This window comes from Gammaproteobacteria bacterium (assembly GCA_040183005.1).
Taxonomy (GTDB): Bacteria; Pseudomonadota; Gammaproteobacteria.
The window spans coordinates 585,538-611,616 of record JAMPIW010000007.1 but is presented as its reverse complement, the minus strand read 5'-3'; the positions used below and the strand labels follow the sequence as shown (position 1 = coordinate 611,616).

Genomic DNA, 26,079 nt, shown 5'->3' with positions numbered 1-26,079 from the left:
CGAACATCTAATACGCCGAATCTGCGCGAAAAAATGACAAAACGAATCATCTGGCGAACTACGGCATCAAGTGGTGAAAGTCCTGTGTTGTTTTCCATCCTGCGTTTTAAGATTTAACCCCCAGTTTATCCAGCACTTCTCCAACCTGTTTGATCCGCGCCGCGTTGTCCGGCATGGCGAGGGTAAAGCGCAGTTTGTCCTGGCCGTCCAGTTTGTAGGTGTGTGACTGGGTCTGGATGAGGTGGATAATGGTGCGCGGGTCGATGTTTGGCTCTGCGTTAAAGATGATGCGTCCGCCGGAGGGGCCTGCTTCGATCTTGCGTATCCCCAGCGGGCGGGCCTTGATCTTGAGCTCGGTTACCTGGAACAGATTCTTGGCCGGTTCCGGTAACAGACCGAAGCGGTCGATCATTTCCACTTGCAGTTCACGCAGTTCTTCCTCGTTCGCGGCGCTGGCGATACGCTTGTACATGACCAGGCGCGCGTGCACGTCGGGCAGGTAGTCGTCGGGTATCAAGGCCGGAATATGCAGGTCGATCTCCGCATGAGTATCAAGCGGCTGCTCCAGGCTGGGCTGCTTGCCGGACTTCAGCGCCTTCACGGCGCGCTCCAGCAGTTCGGTGTAGAGCGTGAAGCCGATCTCCTGCATCTGCCCGCTTTGATCCTCGCCCAGCAGTTCGCCCGCACCGCGGATTTCCAGGTCGTGGGTGGCGAGTGTGAAGCCCGCGCCCAGCTCCTCCAACGATTCGATAGCCTCCAGACGCTTCACGGCATCGGCGGTGATGAGGCTACGCGGCGGGATAATGAGATAGGCATAGGCGCGATGATAGGAGCGCCCGACGCGGCCGCGCAGCTGATGGAGCTGCGCCAGGCCGAATTTGTCGGCGCGGTTGATGACGATGGTGTTGGCGCTGGGCACGTCGATGCCAGTCTCGATGATGGTGGTGCACACCAGCACGTTGAAGCGCTGATGATAGAAGTCCAGCATCACATGTTCCAGGTCGCGCTCGCGCATCTGACCGTGAGCGACGCGCACGCGGGCTTCGGGAACCAGTGCCTCAATCTCAAGCGCCATTTTTTCGATGGTGTCCACTTCGTTATGCAGGAAGTAAACCTGGCCGCCGCGCTTGATCTCACGCAAACAGGCCTCCTGAATCAGCGCTCTATTCCATTCCCTGACAAACGTTTTTACGGCAAGACGGCGTGCCGGGGGTGTGGCGATCACGGACAAATCGCGCATCCCTGACAGCGCCATATTGAGGGTGCGAGGGATGGGTGTGGCGGTCAGGGTGAGCACATCGACCTCAGCACGCAGCGCCTTGAAGCGCTCCTTTTGGCGCACGCCGAAACGGTGTTCCTCGTCGATGACAACCAGCCCCAGATTCTTGAATTTGACGTCGCCCTGCAACAATTTGTGGGTGCCGATGATGATGTCCACCTTGCCATCCGTGATTCCTTCCAGCGCAGTGTCCTGTTCCTTTTTGGAGCGAAAGCGCGATAGCATCTCGATGCGTATAGGCCAGTCGGCGAAACGGTCCTTGAAGTTCTCATAATGCTGCTGGGCAAGCAGAGTGGTCGGCACCAGTACGGCAACCTGTTTGCCGCCATGCACAGCCAGGAACACGGCGCGCATGGCGACCTCGGTCTTGCCGAAGCCGACGTCGCCACACACCAGTCGATCCATGGGCTTGCCGGACACCATGTCGGCGAGCACATCCTGGATTGCGGCTTGCTGATCCGGTGTCTCCTCAAAGGGGAAGCCCGCCACGAAGGCGGCGTATTGCTCATCGGCAGCAGGGAAGGCGTGCCCTTTACGCGCCGCGCGCCGCGCGTAAACGTCGAGCAATTCCGCGGCAACATCGCGCACCTGCTCGGCGGCCTTACGTTTCGCGCGCGGCCATTGCTCACTACCCAGCTTGTGCAGCGGCGCCTGTTCGGGGGTGGCGCCCGAATAGCGGCTGATCAGGTGCAGTGAGGATACCGGCACATAGAGCTTGTCGCCACCGGCGTATTCCAGTGTCAAAAACTCTGTTTCGATATCGCCGACATTGAGGGTTTGCAGGCCCAGATAGCGCCCCACGCCGTGTTCCTCATGCACCACCGGCGCGCCGATGCTCAGCTCAACAAGGCTGCGTACCAGCGCATCAGGATCGCGGCCGCGCGTCTTACGGCGGCGCCGCTGCATTACCTGTTCACCGAAGATCTGTGGCTCGGCGATGACGGTGATGCGCGGCTCATCAATCAGCAGACCATGTTCCAGCGGCGCAACGGTGATGCCCACAATGCATCCGCTCGCGAGGAAAGCCTGCCAGTTATCGCACGCAACAGGATGGAGATGACCGCCTTTGAGCAGCTCAAGCAACGTTTCGCGGCGGCCAGCGGTCTCGGCGGCGAACAGCACCCTGCCATTGAAACTGGCGACAAACTCCAGTAGTGCCGCAGCAGGTTGTGGTGCGCGCGGCGCCAAGGTCAAGACTGGTGTGGACTGAGTGGCGAAGTTGCAAGCCCCGGCACGGTTGTCTGTGTCTGCGCGCTGTATCGCAACGCGGGGAAACACCTGGCTGGCGCCCATAACCTCGTTGGCCTGCAAAAACACCTGAGCCGGAGCAAGCAACGGGCGTTCCCGGTCGTAGCGGTGCTGCTCATGGCGCTCGCCGATCTCATTCCAGAAATCTGAGGCAGCTTGTTCGACGCCTTCTGTAGTGATTAATATGCTGGTGCGCGGCAAGTAATCGAACAGGGTTTGGGTCTGATCAAAAAACAACGGCAAATAATATTCGATGCCGGGTGGTGCAAGGCTGTTGCTGATATCGCGATAGATCACACTCTTCTGCGGATCACCTTCGAAGCTCGCGCGGTAGGCCTGGCGGAAGCGCGTCACGGCGTCTTTATCGAAGGGGAACTCACGCGCGGGCATGAAGCGGATGTGTTTGACGCTATCCAAAGAACGCTGGCTTTCCGCGTCGAAGGTGCGGATGCTATCCACTTCGTTGTCAAAAAGGTCGATGCGGTAGGGCAGGGGGCTGCCCATGGGATAGAGGTCGATCAAACTGCCGCGCACCGCAAATTCGCCATGCTCCATGACCTGAGACACACACTGGTAGCCTGCGCCTTCCAGGCGTTTGCGAAACTGATCCAGGTCGACTTTCGCGCCCACATCCAGCAGCAGGCTGCTGCCTTCCAGCCAGGTGCGCGGCGGCAGGCGGTGCATCAGCGTCGAAACCGGCACAATCAGGATGCCGCGCTGCAATGATGGCAGTTGATAAAGTGTGGCCAGGCGTTGCGAGATAATGTCTTGATGCGGTGAGAAATTGTCGTAGGGAAGAGTCTCCCAGTCCGGAAAAGTCAGCACCGGCAGCGCATCATGGTCCGAGATGTAGAACCGCAGTTCATATTCCAGAAGGCTGGCGGCATGGACATCGGCAGTGATCACCACCATGGGTCCTGGATGGCGCTGCGCCGCAGCGCTGATGACCAGGCCGAATGCGCTGCCATGCAGTCCACCCCAAAATACCCTGTCACCCGGCTTTTCAGGCAGAACGGGTTGAAAGGGAGTGAGCCTGAGGCTGTCTGTTGTTAATGGATTGGATGCTGGGGCCGATATCGTCATGTAAATAAGGCTGTCTTCTGAACGTCTGGGTGTAACTAGGCATTTTCCCATAGTTACTGATGTTGCGCACCATTGGATCTGGGCTTGCTAACAGAATATCTCTATGACGAGCGCGGCAACCAGGTCACCACACCTTTTCAGGACGATGTGATGGTCGGTTTGCGCTTGGCGCTTGGCCGAGAATGACGTGCAAAGCACTGAGGTGCTGATGGGCGCCATCTTCGACCGTACCACCAGTGCGCGTTTTTTCAACCTGGAAGCCAGCCCACGTTGGGTGATAACTGGAAGCTGAACATGGAAGCGCGCGCTTACTCCGCTCCGGTCTGCCGCCACCAACATACTTTACGGCTTCCGTGACGATGATTATCTGCAAATCGAGCTGGCAAGGTACTTTTGAGAGAGCACCATGCCCCGCAACACAACACATCCTATTCCTATAGCGTCACAGAGTGCTTGAAAGGGCATTGCTGCGTTAAAATCGGACTCAAAATGCTCATTTGCTCCGTGCAAACGCCGCTTTTTCACCCGATTTTGCCTTGCACTGCATCCCTTGATCACTTTGTGACACGGTAGGGCTATCCCCCTGGCACGAGATTCAGTTTCCCCACAGCCTCGGCAACATCCTTGGGCCAGATAAATATCCGATTGTACGGCTTGACCTTGAAATAATCCTGCGGGTAATAAATTTTCTGTGTAATCATATCCACGCAGTATCTCTCGATCCATCCATAGCGCTCTGATGAACTCAGATCATCCCCCTTCGCCAGTTTGGCAGTCACTTGCCACAACTTGTAGCACATGCGGTATTCATAACCGATAAGCGCCATCGGGTCACTCCAGGCACCTTTTTTGTTTTCAAAGGCATCTTCAGCTGCTTTTTGAAGCATAACGAGATCCGCGTACTTGGGCAGGCTGGGGTAAACCGGAAACGAAGCGGCCCAGCCTGATTCGATCATCAGCAGATTGAATGTTGCTCGCTCCGAGCGGGGCAGGGTGGCCAGCTCTTTTTTGTCATAATTGGGTGCCATGTAGGCAAGCAGACGTCCATATTGATCAAACGGCTGGTTTGAGGCACGCAGAAACACGGGGCGCTTTTTACCGTTGGGTCTGGTCAGTTTCAGGTCCAATATTTTCTGGAATGCTTGCGAGGCGGCATCACCTTGTTGCTTCTGTAAGGTGCCCGCGCTTCCGGTGGCGAGTTTTGGGTAAAGATAAGAAGCCAAATCGGAATCAATCGGCGCTTTGCCCGCTTGAATCCAGTCGGCGAGTTCCTTTAATTTGGCATCATGTTTTGACGGATCTTCAATTCCCTGGTAATGCGCCTCTGGCGTGTCGATGCTTAACATGCGAATCGCCATCGAAATATTGGGTGTATCTCCGTCAGAGACAGTTTCAAGTTTTGTCGTGCCCAGTGAATTTAATTCGAACCCCATGGGATCCCAGAATATCTTTACTTTCGACATGATATGCTCCTTGCGTGTTAATTATTTGCTGATCAATAGTCCATATGCGCCCATAACTTCTGTGTATTCTCAACCAGCATTCTTCCGTATTGCAGCCCCATTCAAAATGATTGCCATCCCTGAATCGAGGAGAGTCGCAACGCAACCTTGTCAGGCTGTGTACCATTGCGACTGTGCGATTGCCGATGGAATCATAGAATAACCCCAACGCACCGCGCGAAACAACATTGCACGTGCCCAGCCTGAATCAGGTATGTAATAGTTTTCGCTAAACTCCTCGCCTTGCCCCAGCATTGGAATCCCTTTTGCCGTCAGCAGGCCAATCAGGTAAAACTGCACCTTGTACCATAGGCCGCGGTTTCCTTCGCCCAGCAAGTCATTGTCACGGCTGGCCATGCCAAAGTTGCAGACAAGGCGGGCGTGATCTGACTTTCGATATATTGCAGTGCTGTTTTCTTGATGATGTCGCTATTGCTAGTGATTTCAGCCGGATAACCCGAAAGACCAAGTCGAAGGCCAAGATTGACCAGATCACCTTTATTGCCTTGCGCCACCGCTTTAGCCGAGCCGAGTGTTTCATTCTGCCATGTGCAGTTGCTATAGGTTTTCTCCAGGATTTCCTGTGGTCCTTCCAGGCAGGTGATCGGGCAGGATGTGCGCACAGCGCACGCTAGCGTGCCCGGCATGGGCATGTACACGTTAGCTGAAAGGAGGTAACCGCAAGCAGTGGCGGCCATGGCACCTCAATAACAACCTTAACAAGCCCAATAAGGGGCTGTTAAAAAAATGACGATAGCAGTTTTTGTTTCCCACCATTTTTTTGGGTGTCTCTTCATTTATAAGTATAAGTTGTTGCTATCACTCCATTGCTAAATAATCCGATTCTCAAATTAAGATAGCAAATAACGCGCTCTTAGCCAGAAAAATTCCTCCACCGCGCATGATGTGCCGATACTGTTTGAGCGCGTCGGTCGTCTTGTCACGGCGACCGAAGGTGGGCATCCGGACAAAGCCGACGCAACGAGGGTAAGGCGCAAAGCCCGCAGGTTTTGTGCCTTAGTGGGCTACCCGGTTTTGTCTCGCCACATGGCCCAACGCATTTACTGGCCGCTAAGCCGCTTGGCGAATGAAACCGCATAGGCCGGAGAACGGAACAACAGTATTGGATCATTCGTGGCTGCAACACCGTCGCTCATCACCAGTGGGTCAAAGTTGATTTTTTCGCACCCGGCCCCTTTTTGTGGCATGACTTCGGTGATGCTCAAGGTTCCCGCCTTGATTTGCTTGCGGCTCTCCGGCCATGCAATCGTCGGGTTATCCTGCGTGTCATCAGGCTCGCCCAACACCACCATCATGTCCCATTTCACTGCACCCTGCGCGGCTCGTTTAATCAGTGCCTGCTCGAGAAAATTCGCGGGCGAGGATTTGAGTGCCGACTCATCCAGTTGTTTTTCGCCGTCATGTGGAACGAAGCGCCAGCGCACTAACGTCTTCTTGTCGTTCCGATTAATGAATTTGAAGGTATGAATGCCAAAATACGCGCTATTGGCGTAACTGCTGGGCGGGTTGTTGTTAGACATGAAGTCCGCCTGAGCCTTGTTGTCCGGGTGGCTGGCTTTGAATGCCTTGATGCGCTCTGGATCAGGTTTTCCGGTGGCCGGATCCGGTTTCGTCGCCACCATCAGATCGAGAAAGGTGCGTGGATGTGCCGCCCCGAACATGGGTGTATTGAGCATGGTCATATGATGCAGATCGCCGTCGGGCAATTTGAATTCCAAAGCCATCCCGCGTGGACTCTTGGCGGTATCCGGTGCTTTTGGATTACCGCCTGCCAACGAGAAGCGAGCGATCACGGGGATTGGTTTGCCGGAAAACAGCGCGGAACGGCTGAACTTTGAGGCTTCTTTCGAGCCGACAAACTCACCAATGGCACACGTTCCCTTAATGTGGTTGCGACGCTCACCGGGGGTTACGCCAAACGTCGCTTCGATGGCATCGACTACCTGCATGGGTGTGACCTCACCATCGTCCGCCATCACACCATGCGAACCCAGCACCATCAGGCCAAAAGCCAGCCAACTTTTCAAATCCATATTGATCTGCATTTTTGCTTCTTCCCTATGGTTGAGAGTCGAAATCAGCGTTTCGTGCGCGTAGCGCACGTTACTCATTATTGTCCACCTCCAAGGTTAAAACCATCGGCTTTAGCGGGGGTGTTTATGTTCACCTCTGATTTGTAGTGCGCAGAAAGTGAAGCGGATTGGAGTGAAAATGGTGGCACTCTAAAGGCAGGGGGGGCGCCAAGCCAAGTTTATGCAGCCTCAGCGCGGCTGGTGAAGTTATTTTCGATTGTTTCAATGATCTCAGTGTTGGTGAAGGCGCTGTTGCTGCTGAGACTCTGATAGAGGGCGTGAATGGTAGCGCAGATGTCCTCGGGCGCCATCTTGATCAGCCTTCCCTCGCGCGAGGCCTTGATCAGTTCTTCTATATCAATCTTCTTCAGAACCATCTGTTTCAGCAATGGTTCATAGCGCCATAAGGTGCCATCCGCGCCTTCAAAGGCGGCGATGTGGGCACGGATATCTTCACGGATGGGGAATTCGCGGCGGTTGCCGCTGAGCAGGAAGGCGAACAGCCCCACCACCGTGGCGGGGATCATGAAGATAAAGGCAAATGTGTTGAGCATGATGGTGTCAATGCTCTGTTGAGTCCAACTGTAGTAGGCCAAGCCGAAACCGGCGAGGTAGATGCCCCCCGCGAATATCACCCCCACGACTTTGGCCATGTCCTTGGCCGGTTTACTGCGGCGGCTGTAGTCAAGACGGTTGAGGTCGAACTGCCCCTCAAAACGGCGCAGGAGGTTTTTGCGGATGTTGCGTTTGTTGGGCTGTTTGATACTCATGTTTGTTTGTCTTCAGCTGGGGTCGGCGAGCAGTTCGTTGAGGGTCGCGCCGGCCCTAACCAGCCAGCCCGGCAAATACGTTTTGCACATCATCATCCGCATCGATGGCTTCCAGGAACGCTTCGACTTCCGCGCGCTCCGCTTCGCCCAGCGTTACCGGATTTTTGGGGCGGTAACCCAGTTGCGCGGACTGCACGGCAAATCCGTGCGCCGGTAATGCGCGGGATACCGCGTCCATCTCGGCGGGTTCGGTGAGAAATAGCGTTGCGCCGTCTTCGCCAGGCTCCAGGTCTCGGGCTCCGGCCTCGATGGCCGCAAGCTCTGCGTCGGCTTGCGCGGCCTCCGGCGTCGCCTCGATCATCCCAAGATAATCAAAATCCCAGGATACCGAACCCAAGGCGCCCAGTTGCCCCTTGCGAAATAACACACGAATGTTGGAGGCGGTGCGGTTGGTATTGTCCGTTAGGCACTCGACGATCACGGGAACCCGGTGCGGCGCAAAACCTTCGTAGGTGAGCTTCTCGTAGCTCACCCCTGCGTCAAGCAGGCCAGCACCCTTCTTGATCGCTCGTTCGACGGTATCCTTGGGCATGGATGCCTTCTTCGCCTGATCCACGGCCAGGCGCAAGCGCGGATTCATATCCGGATTGGCGCCAGCGCGCGCCGCGACCATGATCTCCTTGGCGAGCTTGGTGAAGATGCGACCCTTGGCGTTGGCTGCGGTTTCTTTGCATTTTGTTTTCCACTGTGCACCCATGCTGGGTCCCTCGGTTCGTGTGCTTAACGCATAAATTATAAGAATAAATCGTGCCGCGTGTCGGCCGGAGTAATCCGACCCTGTTTCCTCACCGCTGTCCAATCCAGCGGATAAATGCCTTGCTCCACCACGTCGACTGCGGCCAGTCAGTCACGTGTTTGACTAAACCATGCTTCATGGGATTATATGAAAATTATCTACCTATGCGCACGAAAATTTAGTAGTTTTGCAGGGTGGGTGCCAGGTGCGACGGAAATCAGGCATGGGGGTGGTGTTGTGGTATTTGCATTCGGCTCAATGCCTTTCGGTTATTGCGCACGCGCTGCCCATCCGTGCCAGATCATGGAGACTTTAGTCAATCCCTGCCACGATAGGCATATCGTAACGTCATTTAATTTTTCAGTGGAGACAGTATCCATGTTTATAGCCATGAACAGATTCAAAATCGCCAAAGGCAGTGAGGAAGAGTTCATCTCTATTTGGAGAAATCGTAAAAGTTATCTTGATGAGGTATAGTGGACCCCACAGTCAAGACAATAATGCATCGAGTTTAAGAGGGTAACCTTTCACATGCAGCAGAACGGCGCTGCCCCGTTATTGCTTCTATTTTTGAGTGAGTTTTTTCTGTCTCACTGAATTTGTCTACAATGCTTGCACCGCCTCCGCTCGCTGTACGGTAAACCTCATCAGGCGTAATGTAGTTCAATGATTGGTGTATTCTTTCTGTGTTATAAAACACAAAATATTCCGTCAATCCCAGCAGTAATTCAGGCATCGTGGTGTAGCCTTTCAGATACACATCTTCGTGTTTGACGCTACGCCAGAGCCGCTCCACAAAGATGTTATCCAGTGCCCGCCCACGTCCGTCCATGCTGATGGCAATACCGCGCGCCTTGAGGACGCCCGTAAAAGCTTCACTGGTAAACTGGCAGCCCTGATCGGTGTTGAATATCTCGGGGATGCCATAGGCCAGTAGCGCCTGCCCCAAACAATCCACACAGAACACGCTGTCGAGCGTGTTCGATAATCGCCATGCCAGCACTTTGCGTGAGTACCAGTCGATCACTGCCACCAAGTACACAAACCCCCGCGTCAGGCGGATATACGTAATGTCAGTACTCCACACCTGGTTGGGTCGTGTCACCACCACGCCTCTGAGCAGATACGGATAAACCTTGTGCTGCGGGTGCGGTCGGCCGGTGTTCGGCCCCGGCGCCATGCCTGCCAGTCCCAATAGTCCCATCAACCGTTGCACCCGCTTGCGATTGATATTGTGACCTAAACCTCGCAGGTAATGCCGCATCTTGCGGCTGCCGTAAAACGGATGCCGTGTGTATTCGGCATCAATCGCCGATAACAACGCTAATTCCTGTTCGCCCGGTTTCGCGGCCATTTGCGGCGCGTAGACGGTGGAACGGGCAATACCCGCCAGTTCACATTGCCGGGTCAACGTCAGTGGCTCGATGGCGCTGATCCATTGCTTACGCGCCGCTACTGGCTGATCCCGGACTTTTTTTTGAGCCAGTCCAGCTCCATCTTCAACCGCCCGATCTCAGAGTAGAGTCGCTCAGGACTCGCCGAGGGGTCGGCAGGCTTCGGGCCGCGCTTGGCATCAAACAGGCTGGATGCCTGCTCCAGGAGATCTTTCTTCCATACCCCAACCTGGGTCGGATGAACCCCAAACTCCTGACCAATTTCGTTCGCTGTCTTGACCCCTCGGATCGCTTCAAGTGCAACCTTGGCCTTCAACTCACCACTAAAATTCTTCCGCTTCGTTTCACTCATGACCTGCTCCTTTTTACAGCAGGCTACCATCTTAATTTACTGTCCGAAAACTGGGGTCCACTATAGATGGCCAATATGTCTTCCTGATTCAAGTGCTGGAAGCTTTTCCCCTTCGACAAATACTGGCGAATCAGTCCATTCATATTTTTATTCAGCCCACGCTCCCATGATAGGGATGAGAAAAGCATCCATTTGCATTGAGCTGTTATACGGCAAGCCGATGATAATTGAACTATTTTTCATTGTCGTAAGTAGGCGCATGAAATCTCTTCGCATGAGGCCGGAGCGAACTCACAGGCGCATTCTTCACGGCCTCTGCTGTTTTATTGGATGTCAGCGCGGGTAAGGCGTAATCGTAAGGTGCCATAGCATAGCGTATTGCACCGTATGCCGCGCCATTTGGTGCTATGCCTTTCGGTTATTGCACCCTACCTGATTACATCACGCCCATCAATCCCAACTCAACGCCCCCCCACTCTGATACTCAATAACCCGCGTCTCGAAGAAGTTTTTCTCTTTTTTGAGGTCCACCACTTCGCTCATCCAGGGGAAGGGGTTGGTGGCGCCGGGGTATTGTTCTGCCAGGCCGATCTGGGCGCAGCGGCGGTTGGCGATGTATTTTAGGTATTCGTTGAACATGGCGGCGTTGAGGCCGAGCACGCCGCGTGGCATGGTGTCGATGGCGTAGCGGTATTCGAGTTCCACGGCCTCGCGGATCATGTGGGCGATTTCTTCCTGGAATTCGCGGCTCCACAGGTGCGGGTTTTCGATCTTGATCTGGTTGATCACGTCGATGCCGAAGTTCATGTGCATGCTTTCGTCACGCATGATGTACTGGAACTGTTCGGAGGCGCCGATCATTTTGTTGCGGCGGCCGAAGGTGAGCATCTGTACGAAGCCGACGTAGAAGAAGATGCCTTCGAAGATCACGTAGAACGCAATAAGGTCGCGCAGCAGGCGCCGGTCTGCTTCGGGTGTGCCGGTGTGGAAGTTGGGGTCGGCGAGGCTCTGGGTGTAGGGCAGGGACCAGGCGGCTTTGTTGTGGATCGCGGGTACTTCACGGTACATGTTGAATACCTCGGCTTCGTCCAGGCCGAGGCTTTCTACCACGTATTGGTAGGCGTGGGTGTGCAGCGCCTCTTCGAAGGCCTGGCGCAGCAGGTATTGGCGGCATTCGGGGTTGGTGATGTGAAGGAGGTAGGTTTCATCGACTTCAACCTCTCCTCGGAGTAACTCCCTGTCAGGTCGAACCATTGCCCGGTGCAACCTATGCAGCCGACGTTGGCTGCGCACGTTTTCTTGACAGGCTGGGGTGGGAATTGGTAGTGTTTCTGGCACTCTTTTGACATGAGTGCTAATATGGGACGTTAGTTGAAATTTAACTATTATTAATAAGTTGCTGTCACTTAATGAGACATTGCAAGAGATTTTTATCAGTAGGGGTATGTTTGGCGGCCCAATAATATTACGAGTTGGTTATGGTGTGACACGAGAAATCAGCGAACGCGCGCAGCTTATATTGAAGACCCTGGTTGAATCCTATATTCGTGAGGGGCAGCCGGTAGGGTCGCGCCTGCTTGCGCGCGATTCCGGGCTGGATTTAAGCCCGGCAACGATTCGTAACATCATGATCGACCTCGAAGAGTTGGGAATGGTGGCGTCTCCTCATACCTCGGCGGGAAGGATCCCCACGGCCAAGGGCTACCGGCTATTTGTGGATGCCTTGCTGACCGTTCAGGCCCCGGACAGCGGCGACATGGTGCGCCTGAAAAACCAGCTTAATCCTGGCGTTAGTGTGGAAAATTTGCTGGAGTCAGCGTCCTCGATGCTGTCGAGCATTACGCGCATGGCGGGCCTGGTGATGGTGCCGCGTCGTGAGCATACCGTGCTGCGCCAGATAGAGTTTCTGCCCTTGTCGGGAGACAACCGCGTCCTGGTGATCGTCGTAATCAATGGTCATGAGGTGCAAAACCGCGTCATCCAGCCCCGTCGGCGCTATACGGAGTCCGAGTTGCAGCAGGCAGCAAATTACCTGAATTCGATGTTTGCCGGCAAGGATCTGCCCACAATCCGGAATTGCCTGCTGTCCGAAATGGGTGCGGCGCGCGAGACGCTGAACGGGATGATGCAAACCGCCGTCGAGATGGCGGAAGAGATATTCGCCCCGACGCCTTCCGACGCGCAGGGAAGAGCGGCAGCGAAGGGTTTTGCTAGTGCCGTGGGAGGCGGAATGCCGGGAGCGGCCGAACCCGGCTACCTGCTCGCAGGACAGACCAATTTGATGGATTTTGCGGAGCTGTCGAGTGTAGACACGCTCCGCCAGCTCTTTGAGGCCTTCAACCAGAAACGCGACATGCTGGATTTGCTGGATCAATGTATGCGTGCCGAAGCGGCACAGGTGTTCATTGGCGCGGAATCCGGCTACAAGGCGCTGGGTGAGTGCAGTATTGTGACCGCCCCTTATGAGGTCGAGGGGCAAGTAGTCGGGGTGCTAGGAGTGATTGGTCCGACCCGCATGGCCTATCATCGTGTGATCCCCCTGGTTGATGTGACGGCAAAATTGCTGGGGGCGGCCTTGAATCAGCGATAATTGCCCATATTTGGAACTGAGAGCCTGTCTGTGAATAAATCATCCCTGCGACGGGAGCCGGTTTTGCGCAGGGCAAGGAACGCTGAGTGTAGTGTGCTTGTTGCACGTGAGCGAAGCGTGACGCCGCACTGCGCAAAACCGGCCCCGTCCCTTCGGGTTGCGCCCCAAAACACGCCATGCGGCGTTGCTCGCCGCTCATTTGGAATCACCAAACATCGCGTCTCGCGTCTTGCCTGGCGTGTTTTGGGGCGGCAACGCAGGGATGATTTATTCACAGACAGGCTCTAAACTTGCCTGTCCACGCAGCAGGCTTCGTTTTTAGTCTACGGGAGAAGAAAAAGTGACAAGTACCGAGAACCTTTCTCAAGAAACGGCGCATCAAGCAGAAGGTGAGCAATCGGAGGCTGCCGTCGAAGCGGTGTCTTATGAACAACTGGCGCTGACATTGCAGGATGCGCAAACCAAGGCAGATGATTACTGGAATCAATTACTGCGCGTACGCGCAGATATGGAAAACCTGCGCCGTCGTGCCGAGCGAGACCTGGAAAACGCTCACAAGTATGCGTTGGAGAGGTTTTTCGGTGAGTTGCTGCCGGTGAAGGACAGCCTGGAGATGGGGCTGGTGGCGGCCAGCGGCGAAGCGGCGGATATCGCCAAAGTCCGCGAAGGGCTCGACCTGACAGTAAAAATGATGCAGACGGCCGTGCAAAAGGCAGGCGTGCGGGAGATTGATCCGCAGGGTGAGAAATTTAACCCGGAGTTGCATCAGGCCATGACCACTCAGGAAAGTGCAGGCCTGGAGCCCAACACGGTAGTGGCAGTGTTTCAGAAAGGCTATCTGCTCAATGACAGAGTGGTTCGTCCGGCGATGGTGGTGGTGTCCAAAAAACCTTAAGCCGCTCCTGCAACCTTGAAATCACCCTGAAAACCCCAATTTAAGCAGACATACGTGGCGATTTGTGGCCCGCCTGCTGAGTAATTTATAGAAAATTCATACTGGAGATAGAGAAAAATGGGAAAAATTATCGGAATTGACCTGGGCACCACCAACTCCTGTGTTGCAGTGATGGAAGGCGGGAAGCCCCGCGTCATTGAAAATGCCGAGGGAGGTCGCACCACTCCTTCCATTATCGCCTACTCCGATGACGCCGAGATCCTGGTCGGCCAGGCCGCCAAACGGCAGGCTGTGACCAACCCGGAGAGCACACTGTTTGCCGTGAAGCGCCTGATTGGCCGCAAGTTCAGTGATGAAGTGGTGCAGCGCGACATAAAAATGGTGCCGTACAAGATCATTGGCGCCGACAATGGCGATGCCTGGGTAGAGGCCAAAGGCAGAAAAATGGCGCCGCCGGAGATCTCTGCACGCGTGCTGATGAAAATGAAAAAGACCGCCGAGGATTATCTGGGCGAGCCTGTCACCGAGGCGGTGATCACCGTGCCTGCCTATTTCAACGACTCGCAGCGCCAGGCCACCAAGGACGCTGGGCGCATCGCCGGGCTGGATGTGAAGCGCATCATCAACGAGCCAACTGCGGCGGCGCTGGCCTATGGTATGGACAAGAAGCCGGGCGAGAGCAAGGTTGCGGTGTTTGATTTGGGCGGCGGCACGTTTGATATCTCCATCATTGAAATCGCCGAAGTCGATGGCGAGCACCAGTTCGAGGTGTTATCCACCAACGGCGACACCTTCTTGGGTGGTGAAGACTTCGATATGCGCTTGATTGACTACTTGGCGGCCGAATTCAAGAAAGACAGCGGCATTGATCTGCACAATGATGCGCTGGCCCTGCAACGCCTCAAGGAGGCTGCCGAAAAGGCCAAGATCGAGCTTTCTTCCAGCCAGCAGACCGATGTGAATCTGCCTTACATCACGGCCGATGCCAAAGGCCCGAAACACCTGAACATCAAGCTCACGCGCGCCAAGCTGGAATCGCTGGTGGACGACCTGATTGAGCGCACCATGGCCCCCTGCCGGATTGCCATGAAGGATGCTGGGGTGCAGGCGTCGGACATCGATGACGTGATTCTTGTCGGTGGCCAGACCCGCATGCCCAAGGTGCAGGAGAAGGTGAAAGAGTTCTTCGGCAAGGAGCCGCGTAAGGACGTCAACCCTGACGAGGCCGTGGCAGTCGGTGCCGCGATCCAGGCCGGCGTGCTGGGCGGTGAGGTGAAGGACGTGCTGCTGCTCGACGTAACCCCGCTGTCACTGGGAATTGAAACCCTGGGCGGCGTAATGACCAAGCTGATCGAGAAGAACACCACCATCCCGACCAAGGCGGCTCAGGTGTTTTCGACTGCGGAAGATAACCAGAACGCCGTCACCGTGCACGTGTTGCAGGGTGAGCGCGAAATAGCCGCCGCCAACAAATCACTGGGGCGCTTTGATCTGGCCGACATCCCGCCCTCGCGGCGTGGCACGCCCCAGATCGAGGTGGCCTTCGACATCGACGCCAATGGTATCCTGAACGTGTCCGCCAAGGACAAGGCCACCGGTAAACAGCAGTCGATTGTCATCAAGGCCTCCAGCGGTCTCTCCGAGGATGAAATCAAACGCATGGTAAAGGATGCCGAGGCGCATGCCGAGGAAGACCGCAAGTTCCATGAGCTGGTGCAGGCCCGCAATCATGCTGACAACCTGATTCACAGCACCCTCAAATCCTTGAAAGATCTGGAGAGCCAGGTGGAAGCCGATGAAAAGCAGCGCATTGAGGCTGCCGCCGAAGCCCTCAAGGAAGCCATCAAGGGTGACGACAAGGCTGATATCGAGGCCAAGACCAATGCCTTGATGGAAGTCGCCAGCAAGCTCGCCGAACGGGCCTATGCACAGGCAGCGCAAAGCGAGGCCGGGCAGCAGGGCGAACAGGCAGGCGCATCCAGCAGCAAGGATGATGTCGTCGACGCCGAATTTGAAGAAGTTAAAGACGATAAAAGCAAGTAAATTGTTGACACCAGAAACCTCCCCCTCTTCCGCTTGCGGGAGAGGGCTGGGGAGAGGGTGGTGATTTAACAAGGGTACGGTACGCCGTGCCCTTGTCTTGTTTAAGCTGTCGATCAGGCTGTGCGTAGCATTACCTGACAACTAACCAGGTGGAATTTATACCGAATGGCGAAACGCGATTATTACGAAGTGCTGGAGGTGGCACGCAATGCCAGCGAGGCCGAGATCAAAAAGGCATACCGGCGCCTCGCCATGAAACACCACCCCGACCGCAATCCTGATGACAATGCGGCGGAGGAGCAGTTCAAGGAAGCCAAAGAAGCCTACGAAGTGCTTAGCGATGAACGCAAGCGCGCCGCCTACGACCAGTTCGGCCATGCCGGCGTAGATCCTTCCGCAGCGGCGGCAGGTGGTGCGGCCGGGGGCGGCAACTTTGGTGACATCTTCGGTGACATCTTTGGGGACATCTTTGGCGGCGCAGCAGGGGGCCGGGCGGGCGGCAGCCGTGTCCACCGTGGTGCGGATTTGCGCTACAACATGGAGCTGGATCTGGAAGAGGCGGTGCATGGCACCACCACCAAGGTGCGCATCCCCACCCTGGTCGCATGCTCGGTGTGCGAAGGCTCCGGCGCCAAGAAAGGCACCAGCGCGACAACTTGCACAACCTGCGCCGGCCATGGCCAGGTGCGTATGCAGCAAGGCTTCTTCTCATTGCAGCAGACCTGCCCCAAGTGCCGTGGCGCTGGCAAAATCATCGCCAATCCCTGCGTGACGTGCCATGGGCATGGGCGTGTACAGGAGCAAAAAACCCTGTCAGTCAAGATTCCTGCCGGTGTGGATAACGGCGATCGCATCCGTTTAACTGGCGAAGGCGAGGCGGGTGAGAGCGGCGGGCCGCCCGGTGATCTTTATGTCCATATCCATGTGCGGGAGCATGCCATCTTCACGCGTGAGGATAATCACCTGATGTGCGAGGTGCCCATCAGTTTTGTTACCGCAACGCTGGGTGGTGAGCTGGAAGTGCCGACGCTGGGTGGTCAGGTTGTCTTGAAAATACCGGCGGAAACGCAGTCTGGCAAGATGTTCCGTCTGCGTGGCAAGGGTGTCAAATCCGTTCGCGGAGGAGATGTTGGCGACCTGTTGTGCCGGGTTGTTGTCGAAACCCCAGTAAAGCTCACGCGCCAGCAAAAGGATTTGTTGATTGAGTTTGAAAAAAGCATGAAAGAAGACAGCGCCATCAAGCATAGCCCCCGTTCAATCTCCTGGCTTGATGGGGTGAAGAAGTTTTTTGATGCGATGAAGTTTTGAGTGACAGGGGGCGATGTAAATGGCCTCTTTTTGTCCACGAAAAACACGAGATAAAACAGGTTCATCAGAAAATTATGTGGGCTATTAACGTGGTTTCTGCGGATAGGAGCACGTTAGTGATCGGAAGACGAATTCGGGCATCTTCCGACATACCAAATCCACGGCAGACGCTCACTAAGCAGCCCCAGGGCACTGAGGGACTTCCTGTATTTAACATAATATACATTATGCGAACTAGAGGCAGTAAATTCACTGTTGCCTTTTGAGTCACTTTTAAAACAACATAATTGGGCTGCGGCGTGGGCATTGCTGTTTGGTGCACCATTGGCCGACTCAACTTTAAAAAGGCACCTAACCAACATTGAAGCGTTTTATTTGAATTCGGACGCCGATCGATATCCTGGCGCGCTGGACACGCCCAACGTGTTGGCCCCGGTGCAATACGGCCCGCGCGTCACAGCCCTCTCGGTCTATTTGCACCAACAGCAGATGATCTCTGAAGATCGTCTGGCGGTGTTATTTCAAGACGTGTTTGCGCTGCCCATCAGCGCCACGACCATCGCCAACCACAGCCAGGCGTTTGCAGCGCAAGTGACGCCCTTAACGCAGATTGTTTTGGAAACCTTGCGCACCGCGCCAGTTAAACATCTGGATGAATCCGGGCTACGCGTTGCGGCCAAATTGCCGTTCCCGCCGTCCCTGTCCAATGACGAATGGACGTACTACCGGGTGACTGAGAAACGCGGCGACATCCCACAGGGACTCACCGGCACCCTCGTGCACGATCACTTCAAACCTTACTACACCCTTGAGCATGTCACCCACGCGCTCTGCGGTGCACATCATCTGCGTGAACTCAAAGGGCTGGAAGACATCGAAAAAGAGTCCTGGACCCAGCGCCTATCCAGACTACTCAAGTTGGCTTGCCACCACGCCTTCACCAACAACCAGGCCGAACAAGATATCCGCATGATCAAGGTCAAACAAAAAATCAGCGGCGGCTTTCGTACGCTGTCAGGCGCACAGGTCTTTGCAACCACGCGAACCTTCTTCTCATCCATGCGCAAACAAGGCGTCAATCTCTTTCAAGCGATCCTGCCTCCCAAATCTATCCTGCTCTCACGAGTGAGTTGAGGGGTGCTTTGGGAGTTACCTAATGAGAAACAAATAAAAGGATACCGCGCAAGTCATTTTTGTGGGCCTGCCGAAGGGCTACTCATGATTCAACCAACTCACTACGAACGGCGGTATACGCGCTATTTCACCTAAGGAACAATCTGGGTTTATACTTAACGCTTTTCCAAAACTCGAAGAGAAAATAATGACCCGCACACGCCACCGGATATGCCTGATAATTGCACTGCTCGGTATCGGCATCATCTCCGGTTGCGGGCAGAAAGGTCCTTTATATCTGCCCGGCGAAAAACCCGCGCCTACCCAACCGCAACGCGAATCCTAAAAGCGGCAGTTGGACGGGGGCAGAGTGTGCGGTTTTCGGGGTGCAGGGCAAGGCGCAACGACGCGGAATGGTTGTTCCATTCCAAGGAGTTGCAACGCTGCCATGCACCCCGAAAACCGTGCAATCTACCCCGTAGCGGACTCATCAAACAGGTGAATTTGCAGGACAGATAAAACTTATTAAAAACATATCACTAGCCATCCAGAAAAGCGGTCAACTGCCGTTTTTAGGATAATACAGAGTCAATAATTCATGGACCACTTCACCTACCGCAATGGGCGGCTGTGCGCCGAAGACGTCGAACTCGCCGAGATCGCCCGCACGCATGGCACCCCCTGTTATGTCTATTCGCGCGCCACTCTCGAGCGCCACTGGCACGCCTTCGACCGCGCCTTCGCCGGGCGCGACCATCTAGTGTGTTACGCCGTCAAGGCCAACTCCAATCTCGCCGTGCTCAACATCCTGGCGCGACTCGGCTCAGGGTTCGACATCGTTTCCGCCGGTGAACTGGAACGCGTACTGCGCGCAGGAGGTGATGCGCGTAAAGTGGTGTTTTCCGGGGTAGGCAAGCGCGCCGGCGAAATGCGCCGTGCGCTGGAAGTGGGTATTTATTGCTTCAACGTCGAATCCGTAGCCGAACTGGAGCGCCTCAATGCCGTAGCGGCGGAGATGGGCATGCGCGCCCCGGTGTCGCTGCGCGTCAACCCCGACGTGGATGCACGCACCCATCCCTATATCTCCACCGGCCTGAAGGAAAACAAGTTCGGCATCGACATCGCCGAAGCCCCGGCGGCATATGCCCGCGCCGCCGAACTGGCGCACATCGACATCGTAGGCGTGGACTGCCATATTGGCTCCCAATTAACCGAGGCCACACCCTTTGTCGACGCCCTGGATCGGGTGTTGAAGCTTGTGGACGAACTCGCCGCACAGGGCATCGCCATCCAGCATCTGGACATCGGCGGCGGACTGGGCATTCCCTACAGCGACGAAACGCCGCCTAGCCCGGCGGAATACGCCACAGCATTGCTGAAAAAACTGGAAGGAAGACCCTACAAGATACTGCTCGAACCGGGCCGTGCCATCGCCGGTAATGCCGGCGTGCTGCTCACCACGGTCGAATACCTGAAATGCACTGCGCACAAAAATTTTGCGATAGTCGACGCAGGTATGAACGACCTGATCCGCCCTGCCCTGTACAAGGCCTGGCAAGAAATCATTCCCGTGCTGCCCAACACAGGCAGTGAGTCGCGCCTTTACGACATCGTCGGCCCGGTGTGCGAAACCGGCGACTTCCTGGGCAAAGACCGCCAACTCAACATCCGGCCCGGCGACCTGCTGGCAGTACGCTCCGCAGGAGCCTATGGTTTCGTCATGAGCTCCAACTACAACACCCGTCCACGCGCGGCGGAAGTGATGGTGGATGGAAACAAGACACACCTGGTACGGGCACGAGAAAAACTGGAAGACCTGTTCGCGGGAGAATCGACCTGTTAGCAGCCGGTCGCCCTTTCGGTCGACTGACACCAGAAATTTAAGGGTTGCAGTTGAGAATGTGAGAAGTTTTCTCGACCACACCGAGTTGGTACTTGACTACACAATAACCATTGCCATCGACCTAAATAGAGGTGGCAAAACAAACTTGCTCGATACTATCGCAAACATACTTCGACGGCATCTCTTTGCATCAATGTATGAAGGCCATGCGCCGGAGCAGCGTAAGCGATACGATTTCCGTCACAACGACGTATAATCCACATTATTCCGGAACGTTTTCAACAGGTAAATCGGGCAGGATCTTGGCGCGCACGATATTACTGTTAGCCGAGCGGGCCAGAAGTACGTATACATGCTCGTGAGCCGTCCGGAGAAGCGCATCGGCTTTCACTCCTCGTTTGCATATACCCGGTTCTTTCCAGCCTTCTTTGCGACGTAACAGGCCGCATCGGCCGCTTCGATAGCGTCTTGGGGGCTTTCCAGCTTACTTGTTATGCGGGCGAGACCTATGCTAGCGCCGACGCCGATGGAATGTCCGTTCCAATCCACCTGGGTTTCTTGGATGGCTCGGCGGATTCCTTCCGCGATCTCTTGTGCATGCTCCAGCGGGCAGCCGTGCAGCAGCACAGCGAACTCGTCTCCGCCAAGACGGGCGACCAGATCAGAGTTGCGAAGGCAGGCCTTGATGGTCTTGGAGACGGCCTTAAGCATCTCGTCACCGGCCTGATGGCCGTAGGTGTCGTTGATAGGCTTGAAACCGTCCAGATCGATCATGGCCAGGACGTGGGCCGTGTTTTCCTCAATGGCTGATATCCAGAAACGGTGGAGACTGCGCTCGAAGCCGCGCCGGTTAATGAGTTCAGTCAACGCGTCGTGCGTCGCTTGCCAAGACAAGTGGGCAACCTTGCGGCGCTGCTTGGCGCTCCAGACGTATGCGCCCAAGATGAGGGCGAGGCTGGAGACGAGTATCGCTACGATCCACAGCACGGCCCGGCGGATCTGGTCTGCGGCGAGGGTTTCGATGCGATCGAGAGGAACCGTAACCGAGAGCGCGCCGAGCAGCTGGTGCAGCTTCCATTGTTTGCCGGGCGCGACGCGAGCAAGCTTGCGCTGGGTGATAATATCTGACGAGGACTCATAACCGTTATGGCAGTCGACGCAGAGTTGATTTGAGGCTGGATCAGCAGCTAGATAGCGCAGCACCTTCTCGCCATTCTGCTGCTCTATACGCCACACGGGGGTCCACGCTATGGGGCGCACTGGTTTTTTTAGATCCTGCGCCTCTAGCCGGGGCCAGGCCCAGCGCAGGAAATCGTCATCCAGTCCCTGGGTCGGCTCGAGGTTCCACTTGCTGACAGGTTTGTAGCGAAACAGACGCGCCGTGTCCTTGGTGGAGGCCTGGCCCAACAGTTTCAGGAATTGCGCTGGCAGGGGGATGAAACCAGGCTTGTGGACATAGTCCACACTGCTACCGGTGCCATCTTCCTGTAATTTTTTGACGACCGCCTTGGAGTAGATGGAACGGGCAGTCTTCGACAGGGTGACGACAATATCCGCCACTGCTACCGCTTGGCGTTCAATAAAGTAGTCGGCCGTATCACGGATCAGAAACGTAGCAAGCATCCCCATCAAGGCAAAGCTCGCAGCCAGCAAAATGAACGTTCTGATTGTGCGACGCGCGAGATAATTCATAGCTTGTGGCGATCCATATCGATATCAACCATGAAGTCGAGTCACGGGGCAATTCCCATGCTGGCAGTGTGAATTACTTATCGGCTGGGGTGCGTGAGGCTTGAGTGGCCGCTGACAAATTTTTAGTGCAGGACACACCCATAACGGCGGAGCAACCTAATTTCTTCGCAGTGAACGCTTAAACGCTATCGCGCGCGACGAAGATAGGCATGTCGCAAACAGGAGGATGCCGTGCTCAGAGGTGATACAAGCAAAGTGGTGTTTTCCGGGGTAGGCAAGCGCGCCGACGAAATGCGCCGTGCGCTGGAAGTGGGCATTGCTTCAACGTCGAATCCGTGGTCGAACTGGAGCGCCTCAATGCCGTAGCGGCTGAAATAGGCATGCGTGCCCCGGTATCCTTTGTCGACGCACTGGACCGGGTATTAAATCTTGTGGACGAACTCGCCGCACAGGGCATCGCCATCCAGCACCTGGACATCGGCGGCGGCCTGGGCATTCCCCCTCCTACAGCGACGAAACACCGCCCATGCGCGACGGAAGCGATAGCTGATGGAAACAAGACCCACCTGGTACGGGCGCGGGAAAAACTGGAAGACCTGTTCGCGGGAGAATCGACCTGTTAACATTTTATGCTGGAGTTCATCAGTTTTTTCTTTGTCCTGACTGACCTCTAAGAACCTGTTCACGATCTCGCTGAAGGGCGCATTGCGGCGTTAGCATCGAACTCAAAATACTCACATTCTTCATGTAAACTCCGCTTTTTCGTTCGCTTTTTCCTTGCGCTGCATCTTTTTATCGAGATCGTGAACAGGCTCTTAGGGAGTTAGAAATTACAAAAGCATCATATTAGGATGAATGGTTATATCCCACCAGTTCAAATCAGTGGAGCGCTGCAGTCGGTGCTCAAGGTCTCTTTTCTCGCGGCCACAAACTGTCACAACCTTCTCGCAAATGGCGTCCACCAAGCTTACGATGGTGCGCACTCCTTTCCACCAAAAATTCCCGGCTCGATTGAGTACCGTATTCACGGTACTCAATAAATAGCCATTCCATGACCTTTCCAGTCCCGCCCAGTAGCGCTCGATAGCGTTGTAGTGGACGGTGGCCTTCGTGTCCATGCTTATTCTCAAGGTGTGCGGATCAGCGTCTGCCAACGTGTTCGCCCGTCTGACCTTTTCAAAGATTGCGTCGGTTTCGGTGGTTTTTTTTGAACCTTGGCCTTGACCACAGTACGCAGTCGGTAATCCTGGCGATTCAGGAGATTGGAGATTGTGCGAACGCTGGGCAGGGATTGCGTTGACCATCCCTTTTGAACAAGCGCCTCATGTACCGTCTTGGCCGTCATGTTGGTGTACAGCAAGGGTGGTACGCAGGCTCGATTCGGACGCGCTGTGAGGCTCCATGATGGCCTGTATCTCGGCCAGCAGCTTGGGGTGCTTGTCTTCCGTTTTTGGTTTGACTCTGGCGGTAACGGTGTCCGGCACACAAAGACTCGCACAGCCAATAACATCAATGCAAAGGGCCGTAGCAAGTCTCTGGCGAGTTCATTTATTGAATAGGGCATTTTTGTTGGGACATGCTTTATTACGCAGCGCGCCAACAAAGCGAAATAGCTAAAAATAGTTCTTGACATGTCTGGCAGGGTGTGTGAAAAATTTTTTACATCCCCTTCTTTTTAAAGATATTTATGCCCGCTGATCGCCGTCACATCAAACAAATATTTACCACTGGAACCGTGCTTGAAGAGTGGTTTTCTCCCATGACAAAAATTCTGGAAAGATGTCGCTTTAGCGATGCGCCTTTTAAGGCATTGCCGATGGCTCCGTTTATTTTGTCTGGCTGCCTACGGCAGATACTCGCTTCAAGTTCATTGCGTGAGTACGTTCAAACGCTATTTCATCTCGATTCCAGCCAAACGCTGCCACCGCTAGCGCGCTCTACTTGGTCGGATGCCCTTGCCTCGGCCGGGCGTAAAAATATTCTACGTCCGGCCGTCCTGCAACTCGTAGCGCTGGCACGTAGCACTTTGCCTGATCTACTCGCTCACGTGGAAGGGATAGGCTCGCGTGAAGTCATCGCGACCGATGCAACCTACCAGAGCGAGTCGGCACATTATGATCCTCGCTACCCAAAACCTGACGGCGGTGATGATAATCAAAAGGGTCATATATCGCGCTTTTATTGATGGACGCTTTTGGGATCAACGATTCAAGCTCTATCGCAGTACCGTGATTACGCGCATGAAGTCAGTACTCAAGTACACCTGCATCAAAGAAAACGACATCGCCATTAGCACCAGTAATGCGGGGGTTTTGTATGATCGTAGCGTGACCTTGCAGAGCTCGCAGGGAGCATGGCGCTTGATCGGCTTTCGGACACAAGACGGCATCGATTACGAATATTTGACCAACGATATAGAGCTATTGCCAGGTGTCGTGGCGTTTCTTTATCATCGTCGCTGGGATAAAGAAAAATACTACGATTGCTTTAAAAATGATTTGGCTGGCGCTAAAGCGTGGGGCAAAAATTCCATCGCGATTGAACAGCAAGCATTGCTGGGGATTGTCACTACCATTCTGACGCGTTTATTCCTACATCGGCGACAAATCGATCTGGCATTGGTGCAACCCGATGCAACGCAAGATAAAAAATTTCAGCAAAAGCGGGAAAACCATAGGCAATCAGGTATGGGCATTTTTCTGCGTGCTCAGTGGAACAATTTGTCCAAAATCGCACGTCAGGTTTGGCGCTTCTTGAAGAACTGTTTTACCTATAAACACGAGCCAGCGCTCTATAAACGGCAGCTTGAGCCATTATTAAGGCGTTACCTTTGAGATGTGCCGGACACCGTTACTCTGGCGGTGATGTCATTGATGCAGGCTATGCCGGTTTGAAGTTCATGGATACCCACTTCAATGGCTCGTCGATTCCAGCCAAACACATTCTCCGCAACACGTTGCTTGCCATCGAGCAGCAACACCGTTACATCACCCATCGCGCGGCGCCGCGCTGGCCAGGGTATCATTTCAACCAGAGACGCCCAATCAAATCCACCATCTCTGTAGACACACCGTTGCGTGCCAGGGTGCTTGTCTTCATATGCAGTGACTCTGTTTGTGCAGGATGAAGACATTATAAATGGTACTTTAGAAATTACCTGCCACCTTAGCTCTTTACCGCCAACACCCCATCGCCGCTCAACTCCGCGACGAAACCCGCGCGCCGCAAGCGCTTCGCCACTTCATTGGGTACGTCGCGGCCGCTGGTCAACTTGTTAGGGGCGCCGGTGTAGTGAAACAGCTTGCCCTTGCGCTTCAACACCCTGGCAAGCTGGTCATAAAAAATCTGCGAGTAGAGTTCACCGGCGATACCGAAGCGCGGCGGGTCGTGCAAAATGGCGTCGACCGAGCCGCTGGGCAGCGACATGATCTGCTCGCAAATGTCCCCCAGCGTTAAACTCAAAACGTCGTCCACCTTGGGTGACCAGGGATTCAGGCCTCGTAACCAGGCCACGTCAGGATTCTTCTCATAAGAAAGCACCTGCTTGGCCAGACCCTGCATACACCATGCGGCAAAATAGCCGAGGCCACCGCAGGTATCCAAAATCACCTTGCCGCGCGGCTGAATCAAAGCGACCTTGCGCTCGGCGTCCGCATAGGGAGATGATTGCGCAGTGGGCAGCATCTTGATGCCATCGATCTCGAAGGTCGGCGGCCCCCAATGCGTCGGCACCAATTTGATCAGCGACGTCGCATACCGCGACACGGGCTGAAACGACTCGTCGACCCAGTAGTAGATAGTTCTGTCATTGCAGGTTTCAAGATAGGGAAATAATCGGCTTTGCCAGACCCAGCCTTCAGCGCCCACCGCAACAGTCGACATCGATCGACCCAGATCCAGCGAGCACTCGACATTCGTCACGTCGGCCTGCACCGCCGCACGCAATGTCTCGTGCTCTTTCAAGGTTAACAGCGGTCCCATCAATTTCTCATTCGTCATAAATGCTGGCGATCACATCGCACGTGGCGTCTGGTCGACGTAAATCAGCGCGAACGTTTCTGGAGCAATGCCGAGTCCG

General features: G+C 55.0%; 22 protein-coding genes and 4 pseudogenes. 11 read left to right on the top strand and 15 right to left on the bottom strand.

Annotated elements, in window-relative coordinates:
- Positions 1-106 precede the first annotated feature (106 nt).
- The 6 genes from mfd to M3A44_08725 form a co-directional block, all read right to left on the bottom strand.
- Complete coding sequence (gene mfd / locus M3A44_08750) at positions 107-3,610, bottom strand: transcription-repair coupling factor (protein ID MEQ6341725.1); 3,504 nt, start codon at positions 3,608-3,610, stop codon at positions 107-109.
- 575 nt (positions 3,611-4,185) lie between these two features.
- Positions 4,186-5,073, bottom strand: a complete 888-nt coding sequence (locus tag M3A44_08745; protein ID MEQ6341724.1) for a thermonuclease family protein — start codon at positions 5,071-5,073, stop codon at positions 4,186-4,188.
- Positions 5,074-5,396: 323 nt separating this feature from the next.
- Positions 5,397-5,810: a hypothetical protein gene (locus M3A44_08740; GenBank protein ID MEQ6341723.1), complete on the bottom strand. Its 414-nt coding sequence runs from the start codon at positions 5,808-5,810 to the stop codon at positions 5,397-5,399.
- 363 nt (positions 5,811-6,173) lie between these two features.
- Complete coding sequence (locus tag M3A44_08735) at positions 6,174-7,133, bottom strand: catalase family peroxidase (GenBank protein ID MEQ6341722.1); 960 nt, start codon at positions 7,131-7,133, stop codon at positions 6,174-6,176.
- A gap of 251 nt (positions 7,134-7,384) precedes the next feature.
- The gene (locus M3A44_08730) at positions 7,385-7,975 is read right to left on the bottom strand and encodes a hypothetical protein (GenBank protein ID MEQ6341721.1); all 591 of its coding nucleotides are present in this window, start codon (positions 7,973-7,975) and stop codon (positions 7,385-7,387) included.
- 55 nt (positions 7,976-8,030) lie between these two features.
- On the bottom strand, positions 8,031-8,732 hold the full coding sequence (locus M3A44_08725) for a YebC/PmpR family DNA-binding transcriptional regulator (GenBank protein MEQ6341720.1): 702 nt from the start codon (positions 8,730-8,732) through the stop codon (positions 8,031-8,033).
- A gap of 417 nt (positions 8,733-9,149) precedes the next feature.
- Here M3A44_08725 and M3A44_08720 point away from each other — a divergent pair.
- Positions 9,150-9,245: pseudogene (locus M3A44_08720) on the top strand (antibiotic biosynthesis monooxygenase).
- 37 nt (positions 9,246-9,282) lie between these two features.
- On the opposite strand, the gene M3A44_08715 reads toward M3A44_08720, so the two are convergent.
- From M3A44_08715 to M3A44_08705, 3 genes and pseudogenes are all read right to left on the bottom strand, one after another.
- Positions 9,283-10,517, bottom strand: a protein-coding gene (locus M3A44_08715) for an IS3 family transposase (protein ID MEQ6341719.1) whose coding sequence is annotated in 2 segments (ribosomal slippage) — positions 9,283-10,235 and positions 10,235-10,517 — 1,236 coding nt in all. Because the reading frame shifts where the segments join, the coding sequence is not laid out codon by codon here.
- Between the two features lie 80 nt (positions 10,518-10,597).
- A pseudogene (locus M3A44_08710) lies at positions 10,598-10,701 on the bottom strand (IS30 family transposase).
- Positions 10,702-10,967: 266 nt separating this feature from the next.
- Positions 10,968-11,792 (bottom strand): annotated as a pseudogene (locus M3A44_08705) (ribonucleotide-diphosphate reductase subunit beta).
- A 208-nt stretch (positions 11,793-12,000) separates the two neighbouring features.
- On the opposite strand from M3A44_08705, the gene hrcA reads away from it, so the two are divergent.
- The 7 genes from hrcA to lysA all read left to right on the top strand — a co-directional run bounded on the left by hrcA (position 12,001) and on the right by lysA (position 20,309).
- The gene (gene hrcA, locus M3A44_08700) at positions 12,001-13,107 is read left to right on the top strand and encodes a heat-inducible transcriptional repressor HrcA (GenBank protein MEQ6341718.1); all 1,107 of its coding nucleotides are present in this window, start codon (positions 12,001-12,003) and stop codon (positions 13,105-13,107) included.
- A gap of 340 nt (positions 13,108-13,447) precedes the next feature.
- Positions 13,448-14,002 (top strand): nucleotide exchange factor GrpE, encoded by a 555-nt coding sequence (gene grpE / locus M3A44_08695; protein ID MEQ6341717.1) that lies wholly within the window; start codon positions 13,448-13,450, stop codon positions 14,000-14,002.
- A 117-nt stretch (positions 14,003-14,119) separates the two neighbouring features.
- On the top strand, positions 14,120-16,045 hold the full coding sequence (gene dnaK / locus M3A44_08690; protein MEQ6341716.1) for a molecular chaperone DnaK: 1,926 nt from the start codon (positions 14,120-14,122) through the stop codon (positions 16,043-16,045).
- Between the two features lie 165 nt (positions 16,046-16,210).
- A complete protein-coding gene (gene dnaJ / locus M3A44_08685; GenBank protein MEQ6341715.1) occupies positions 16,211-17,353 on the top strand; it encodes a molecular chaperone DnaJ in 1,143 nt (380 codons plus the stop codon).
- 375 nt (positions 17,354-17,728) lie between these two features.
- Positions 17,729-18,487 carry a transposase gene (locus M3A44_08680; protein ID MEQ6341714.1) on the top strand — a complete coding sequence of 253 codons (759 nt, stop codon included), beginning with the start codon at positions 17,729-17,731 and terminating at the stop codon, positions 18,485-18,487.
- A 187-nt stretch (positions 18,488-18,674) separates the two neighbouring features.
- On the top strand, positions 18,675-18,812 hold the full coding sequence (locus M3A44_08675; GenBank protein MEQ6341713.1) for a lipoprotein: 138 nt from the start codon (positions 18,675-18,677) through the stop codon (positions 18,810-18,812).
- Between the two features lie 252 nt (positions 18,813-19,064).
- Positions 19,065-20,309: a diaminopimelate decarboxylase gene (lysA, locus tag M3A44_08670; protein ID MEQ6341712.1), complete on the top strand. Its 1,245-nt coding sequence runs from the start codon at positions 19,065-19,067 to the stop codon at positions 20,307-20,309.
- 387 nt (positions 20,310-20,696) lie between these two features.
- On the opposite strand, the gene M3A44_08665 is transcribed toward lysA, so the two are convergent.
- On the bottom strand, positions 20,697-22,001 hold the full coding sequence (locus M3A44_08665) for a GGDEF domain-containing protein (GenBank protein ID MEQ6341711.1): 1,305 nt from the start codon (positions 21,999-22,001) through the stop codon (positions 20,697-20,699).
- 240 nt (positions 22,002-22,241) lie between these two features.
- Here M3A44_08665 and M3A44_08660 point away from each other — a divergent pair.
- A pseudogene (locus M3A44_08660) lies at positions 22,242-22,498 on the top strand (diaminopimelate decarboxylase).
- A gap of 333 nt (positions 22,499-22,831) precedes the next feature.
- Here the strand turns inward: M3A44_08660 and M3A44_08655 are convergent.
- The 3 genes from M3A44_08655 to M3A44_08645 are packed head-to-tail and all read right to left on the bottom strand — an operon-like array spanning position 22,832 to position 23,485.
- The gene (locus M3A44_08655; GenBank protein MEQ6341710.1) at positions 22,832-23,119 is read right to left on the bottom strand and encodes a hypothetical protein; all 288 of its coding nucleotides are present in this window, start codon (positions 23,117-23,119) and stop codon (positions 22,832-22,834) included.
- A gap of 8 nt (positions 23,120-23,127) precedes the next feature.
- A complete protein-coding gene (locus M3A44_08650) occupies positions 23,128-23,346 on the bottom strand; it encodes a hypothetical protein (protein MEQ6341709.1) in 219 nt (72 codons plus the stop codon).
- Positions 23,324-23,485: a hypothetical protein gene (locus M3A44_08645; protein MEQ6341708.1), complete on the bottom strand. Its 162-nt coding sequence runs from the start codon at positions 23,483-23,485 to the stop codon at positions 23,324-23,326. The genes M3A44_08650 and M3A44_08645 overlap by 23 nt, the downstream gene beginning before the upstream one ends.
- A gap of 203 nt (positions 23,486-23,688) precedes the next feature.
- Here M3A44_08645 and M3A44_08640 point away from each other — a divergent pair, with 203 nt between their 5' ends.
- Together M3A44_08640 and M3A44_08635 are read left to right on the top strand one after the other, a co-directional pair.
- Positions 23,689-24,186 (top strand): hypothetical protein, encoded by a 498-nt coding sequence (locus tag M3A44_08640; GenBank protein ID MEQ6341707.1) that lies wholly within the window; start codon positions 23,689-23,691, stop codon positions 24,184-24,186.
- Entirely contained in the window at positions 24,116-24,835 is a 720-nt protein-coding gene (locus M3A44_08635; protein ID MEQ6341706.1) for a hypothetical protein, read from the top strand. Before M3A44_08640 ends, M3A44_08635 begins: the two co-directional genes overlap by 71 nt.
- On the opposite strand, the gene M3A44_08630 is transcribed toward M3A44_08635, so the two are convergent.
- Positions 24,826-25,026 carry a hypothetical protein gene (locus tag M3A44_08630; protein ID MEQ6341705.1) on the bottom strand — a complete coding sequence of 67 codons (201 nt, stop codon included), beginning with the start codon at positions 25,024-25,026 and terminating at the stop codon, positions 24,826-24,828. The two genes, M3A44_08635 and M3A44_08630, sit on opposite strands and share 10 nt — an antisense overlap.
- Positions 25,027-25,166: 140 nt before the next feature.
- The gene (locus M3A44_08625; protein ID MEQ6341704.1) at positions 25,167-25,982 is read right to left on the bottom strand and encodes an MnmC family methyltransferase; all 816 of its coding nucleotides are present in this window, start codon (positions 25,980-25,982) and stop codon (positions 25,167-25,169) included.
- Positions 25,983-26,079: the final 97 nt, after the last annotated feature.

Coding starts and splice junctions, on each gene's coding strand:
- dnaK (MEQ6341716.1), top strand. CDS start 14,120: ATGGGAAAAATTATCGGAATTGACCTGGGCACCACCAACTCCTGTGTT.
- M3A44_08740 (MEQ6341723.1), bottom strand. CDS start 5,810: ATGGCCGCCACTGCTTGCGGTTACCTCCTTTCAGCTAACGTGTACATG.
- M3A44_08730 (MEQ6341721.1), bottom strand. CDS start 7,975: ATGAGTATCAAACAGCCCAACAAACGCAACATCCGCAAAAACCTCCTG.
- M3A44_08735 (MEQ6341722.1), bottom strand. CDS start 7,133: ATGGTGCTGGGTTCGCATGGTGTGATGGCGGACGATGGTGAGGTCACA.
- M3A44_08650 (MEQ6341709.1), bottom strand. CDS start 23,346: ATGACGGCCAAGACGGTACATGAGGCGCTTGTTCAAAAGGGATGGTCA.
- M3A44_08725 (MEQ6341720.1), bottom strand. CDS start 8,732: ATGGGTGCACAGTGGAAAACAAAATGCAAAGAAACCGCAGCCAACGCC.
- M3A44_08625 (MEQ6341704.1), bottom strand. CDS start 25,982: ATGGGACCGCTGTTAACCTTGAAAGAGCACGAGACATTGCGTGCGGCG.
- mfd (MEQ6341725.1), bottom strand. CDS start 3,610: ATGACGATATCGGCCCCAGCATCCAATCCATTAACAACAGACAGCCTC.
- M3A44_08665 (MEQ6341711.1), bottom strand. CDS start 22,001: ATGAATTATCTCGCGCGTCGCACAATCAGAACGTTCATTTTGCTGGCT.
- M3A44_08745 (MEQ6341724.1), bottom strand. CDS start 5,073: ATGTCGAAAGTAAAGATATTCTGGGATCCCATGGGGTTCGAATTAAAT.
- lysA (MEQ6341712.1), top strand. CDS start 19,065: ATGGACCACTTCACCTACCGCAATGGGCGGCTGTGCGCCGAAGACGTC.
- M3A44_08630 (MEQ6341705.1), bottom strand. CDS start 25,026: ATGATACCCTGGCCAGCGCGGCGCCGCGCGATGGGTGATGTAACGGTG.
- M3A44_08640 (MEQ6341707.1), top strand. CDS start 23,689: ATGCCCGCTGATCGCCGTCACATCAAACAAATATTTACCACTGGAACC.
- M3A44_08635 (MEQ6341706.1), top strand. CDS start 24,116: ATGATCCTCGCTACCCAAAACCTGACGGCGGTGATGATAATCAAAAGG.
- M3A44_08675 (MEQ6341713.1), top strand. CDS start 18,675: ATGACCCGCACACGCCACCGGATATGCCTGATAATTGCACTGCTCGGT.
- M3A44_08655 (MEQ6341710.1), bottom strand. CDS start 23,119: ATGGACACGAAGGCCACCGTCCACTACAACGCTATCGAGCGCTACTGG.
- dnaJ (MEQ6341715.1), top strand. CDS start 16,211: ATGGCGAAACGCGATTATTACGAAGTGCTGGAGGTGGCACGCAATGCC.